General features: G+C 67.9%; 3 protein-coding genes. All 3 read left to right on the top strand.

Translation table 11 applies throughout. The annotated features are described in order from the left end of the window. On the top strand, positions 1–602 hold a 602-nt coding region (locus tag ACOJSF_RS11415; RefSeq protein WP_420142320.1), incomplete at its 5' end, for a DNA recombination protein RmuC. Between the two features lie 242 nt (positions 603–844). After that, entirely contained in the window at positions 845–2170 is a 1326-nt protein-coding gene (locus ACOJSF_RS11410) for an efflux RND transporter periplasmic adaptor subunit (RefSeq protein WP_420142319.1), read from the top strand. Further along, the coding region (locus ACOJSF_RS11405) for an efflux RND transporter permease subunit (protein ID WP_420142318.1) at positions 2167–4809 on the top strand (2643 nt) is incomplete at its 3' end. The genes ACOJSF_RS11410 and ACOJSF_RS11405, both read left to right, overlap by 4 nt.

Here is a 4809-nt window from a genome sequence, read left to right as displayed (position 1 = left end):
ACGCCTTCCAGGATGCCTTCGGCGCGGTCGACGAGGCCGAGCGTGCGGTCCATCTGGCGTCGCACGCGGCGGCGATGAAGGCGCATGTCAACACGCTCGGCTCTAAAGCATACCAGACGCGCTTCGCCGACACGGCCGATTATGTGGTCATGTTCGTGCCGGGCGAGCATTTCCTGTCGGCCGCCCTCGATCACGATACGCAGCTGTGGGATTATGCGTTCGAGCGGCGCGTGCTGCTGGCGACGCCGACCAACCTGATCGCGATCGCGCGCACCGTCGCGGCGGTATGGCGGCAGGAGCGGCTGGCGACCGACGCGCGCCGGATCGCGGAACTTGGCAAGGAATTGCACGAGCGGCTGGCCAAGGCGGCCGGCGACCTGCGCAAGGTGGGCGGCGGGCTGACGAGCGCGGTCAACAATTACAACGCCTTCGTCAGCAGCTTCGAAAGCCGGGCATTGGTGACTGCGCGCAAATTCCGCGATCTCAACATCGATTCCGGCGGGCGCGAGATCGAGGACGTGGCTCCGGTCGAGGCGCTGGCGCGCTACGGTGAGACCAATGAAGCGCTCCCGGCACCGATTGAGGCTCGCGCAGCCGAATAGCCTCGGATCCTCCGGCGCGTCACGAATGTGCGGTGCCGGTGGCGCGGCCTCCCCAGCATTTACGCAAAATATGTGCGTATCTCCGCCTGAATTGGCATTTTCAGGATGGGTTAAGATCGTTCAGACGATGGGCAGCGGGAGCGCGTAAAGGGGATACTATATGATTGCGGCGGCCCGTGAATTGGAGGATGCCACAAGCGCTCCCCACCGCCCGTCCCCGGTCCGTCCGTAAAGGCCTGTACATGAACGAACACAGCCCCCTGCCGGTCGAGACGATCGAACGGTCGCCGCGCAGCCGGCGCAACGCGCTGCTGACCGTGCTGGCCTTGGTCGCGGTCGGCATCCTGGCCTGGTTTCTCACCCGAGGAGGGGGCGAGCAAGGCGGCTTTGGCGGGCGTCGGGGCCGTCCCCCGACGACGGTCGGGATCGCCAAGGTGGTCGGCGCCGACGTCCCCCAGTCGTTCGAGGCGATCGGGACCGTCCAGCCGGTGGTGGCGGCGACCGTGCGGCCTCAGCTTGCGGGCACGATCTTCAGCATCAACTTCACCGAGGGGCAGAATGTCCGCGAGGGCCAGCTCCTCGCGCAGATCGATCCGCGCCCGTACCGGCTCGCGCTCGCGCAGGCCGAGGCCAATCTGGCACGCGACGAGGCGCAGCTCAACCTTGCCCGCACCAACCTCCGCCGCTTCCAGACGCTGCTGCAGCAGGATTCGATCGCGCGGCAGGAGGTCGACACGCAAGCCGCATCGGTCAAGCAAGTCGAGGGCACGGTCGCGGCCGACCGCGCCGCCGTCGGCACCGCGCGGCTCAATCTGCAATATACGTCGATCACCGCGCCCGTTTCGGGCCGGATCGGCCTGCGGCTGGTCGATCTCGGCAATTACGTGACCCCGGGCGACGCGAACGGCGTCGCGGTGATCACGCAATCCAGCCCGATCGACGTGAGCTTCGCGGTGCCGCAGGGCAATCTGCCCGGCATCCTCGCCAAGCGCGGTGAGGGCGAGAGCCTGCGCGTGACGGCGCGCGATCAGGGCGGGTCGACGGTGATCGGCGAGGGGCGCTTCCTGACCTTCGACAACCGGATCGACGCCGCGACCGGCACGGTGCTGGCCAAGGCGCGCTTCGCAAATGCCGACGGGCGGCTATTCCCCAGCCAGTTCGTCAACATCAGCCTGGCGGTCGATACGCTGCGCAACGCGGCGACCGTTCCGGTGACGGCGGTCCGCCACGGCACGCAGGGCGATTTCGTATTCGTGCTGCAGGCCGACAAGACGGTGAAGATGCGTCCGATCAAGGCGGGGCCGACCAGCGGCACGCGGGTCGCGATCCTCGACGGACTGAAGGTCGGCGAAACCGTCATCACCGAAGGCGCGGATTCGCTGGAGGACGGCGCCACGGTGGTCCTCCCCGGCGAGGCCCGCGAGATGCGGCGCAGGGAGGAGAAGGGCTTCTTCGGGCGGCTGTTCGGCGGCGGCGAAAGCGCGCAGCCCCCGGCGGCTGGGCAAGGTGCCCGGAACGGACAGGGCGGCGAACGGCGGCAGCAGCAGGCCGGCGGCAACGCCCGGTGAACGACGCGCCGACCAGCCAGGGCGGCACCAGTCTCGGCGCTCCGGACGAAATGCTGGGGGCCGAAGGCGTCAATCCGTCGCGGCCGTTCATCACGCGGCCGGTGGCCACCACCCTGTTCATGATCGCGATCCTGCTGGCGGGGATCGTCGGGTACCGGTTCCTGCCGCTCGCGGCCCTGCCGCAGGTCGACTATCCGACCATCCAGGTCCGCACATTGTATCCGGGCGCGAGCCCCGACGTGATGAACCTGACGGTGACGGCGCCGCTCGAACGCCAGTTCGGGCAGATGGCGGGGCTGACCCGGATGTCGTCGGTGTCGAGCGCGGGCGCGTCGGTCATCACGCTGCAATTCGACCTCGACCTCGCGATCGACGTGGCCGAGCAGGAAGTGCAGGCGGCGATCAACGCGGCCAACACGTTGCTGCCGTCGGACCTGCCCGCACCGCCGATCTACGCGAAGGTCAATCCGGCCGACGCGCCGATCCTGAGCCTGGGCGTGACGTCGCCGACGCGCACGCTGGCCGACGTGCAGAACCTGGTCGACCAGCGCGTCGCCAACAAGATCGCACAGATTCCCGGCGTGGGGCAGGTGTCCCTGTCCGGCGGGCAGCGGCCGGCGGTGCGCGTGCAGGCGAACGTGCAGGCGCTGGCGGCGCACAACCTTTCGCTCGACCAGCTCCGCAACGCGATCACCGCCGCCAACGTCAACGGTGCGAAAGGCAGCTTCGACGGGCCGACGCGCAGCTGGTCGATCGAATCGAACGATCAGCTCGCGAGCGCGGACGAATATCGCAACCTGATCATCGCCTATCGGGGAAGCGCGCCCGTGCGCCTGTCGGACGTGGCCAACGTCGTCGACAGTTCGGAAAATACGCGGATCGGCGCGTGGATGAACCGCACGCCCGCCATCGTGCTCGACGTGCAGCGCCAGCCGGGCGCGAACGTGATCGGGACGGTTGAGGCGATCAAGGCAGCCCTGCCCACGCTCGAGGCGGCGCTGCCCGAGGACGTCCACGTCACGCTCCTGACCGACCGGACGATCGGCATCCGCACCTCGGTCCACGACGTCCAGATCGAACTGGTGTTCGCAGTCGTGCTCGTAACGCTCGCCATCTTCCTGTTTCTGGGTTCGCCCCAGGCGACACTGATCGCCAGCCTGTCGGTGCCGCTGTCGATCGTCGGCACCTTCGCGGTGATGCACCTGATGGGCTTCAGCCTGAACAACCTCACGCTGATGGCGCTGACCATCGCGTCGGGCTTCGTGGTCGATGACGCGATCGTCGTGACCGAGAATATCGCGCGCCATATCGAGGAGGGGAAGAGCCCGTTCGCCGCCGCCCTGATCGGCAGCCGCGAGATCGGCTTCACCATCATCTCGCTGACGGCCAGCCTGGTCGCGGTGCTGATCCCGCTCTTGTTCATGGGCGACGTGGTCGGGCGCCTGTTCCGCGAATTCGCGATCACGCTGGCGATCACGATCCTGATCTCGGCGGTGGTCTCGCTGACCCTCGTGCCGATGCTCTCGGCGCGCTGGCTGAAGCCCGAGCTTGAGTTGAAGAAGCAGCGCTTCGTCGAGTTGACGATGGAGTGGTTCGACCGGCTGTCGCATCGTTATTCACGCTGGCTCGACTGGGTCCTGCTGCGCCAGCGCGCGACGATGTTCGTCTTCCTGGCGAGCGTGATGCTGACGGGCGCGCTGTTCGTGCTCATCCCGAAGGGGCTGTTTCCCGAGCAGGATACGGGCCAGCTTCAGGCGGTGGTGGTGACGGGGCAGGGCGTGTCGTTCGGACGGATGTCCGAGCTTCAGGGCAAGGTTGCCGAGGCGCTGCTGGCGGACCCCGAGGTAGAGAGCCTGAGCTCCAACGTGGGCGTCGATGGGCAGAATGTCGCGCTCAACCAGGGGCGCATGCTCATCAACCTGCACGAGAAGGAAGATCGCGGCAATCAGTCGAGCCTCATCCGGCGCTTGCAGCAGCGCGCGCGCGACGTGGCGGGGGTGACGCTCTACGTCCGTCCGGTTCAGGATCTCACGATCGACGCCGAAGGCGGCCCGACCACCTATCGCTTTGCATTGCAGGGCGCGGATCAGGCCGAGGTCGAGAAGTGGGCGGCGAAGCTGTTGGCCGAACTGCGATCGGTGCCCGAGGTGCGCAACCCCGTGTCCGACGTGCATAACCAGGGCGGCGCGGTCACCGTCGAGTTGAATCGCGACGTGGCGGCGCGGCTGGGGATCAGCGCGGCCGCGATCGACAGCACGCTCTACAATGCGTTCGGGCAGCGCATCGTATCGACCATCTTCACCCAGTCGACGCAGTATCGCGTGATCCTGGAGAGCCAGCCGGGCATGCTCACCAGCCCGCAGGCGCTCAACCAGCTCTACGTGCAGACCTCCACCGGCAGCGCGGTCGCGCTGTCGGCGGTGGCGCGCTTCGTTGAAGGCCAGGCGCCGCTGCAGGTGACGCGCGTGTCCCAATTCCCGGCGGCGACGCTGGGGTTCGACCTGTTCGTGTCGCCGGATGGCGAGCGCTTCCGGGCGATCACCGCGTGCGCGGTGGCGTCCGGCACGGATGCGTACGAACGCTGGCCGGAACGCGCGGCCTGGATCGCGCTGGCCAACGTGCGCGTGGCCGAGGCCGGC

This window comes from Sphingomonas sp., assembly GCF_048594985.1.
Lineage (GTDB): Bacteria > Pseudomonadota > Alphaproteobacteria > Sphingomonadales > Sphingomonadaceae > Sphingomonas_I.
This window is presented reverse-complemented; position numbering and strand designations above follow the sequence as displayed.

Coding starts and splice junctions, on each gene's coding strand:
- ACOJSF_RS11410 (WP_420142319.1), top strand. CDS start 845: ATGAACGAACACAGCCCCCTGCCGGTCGAGACGATCGAACGGTCGCCG.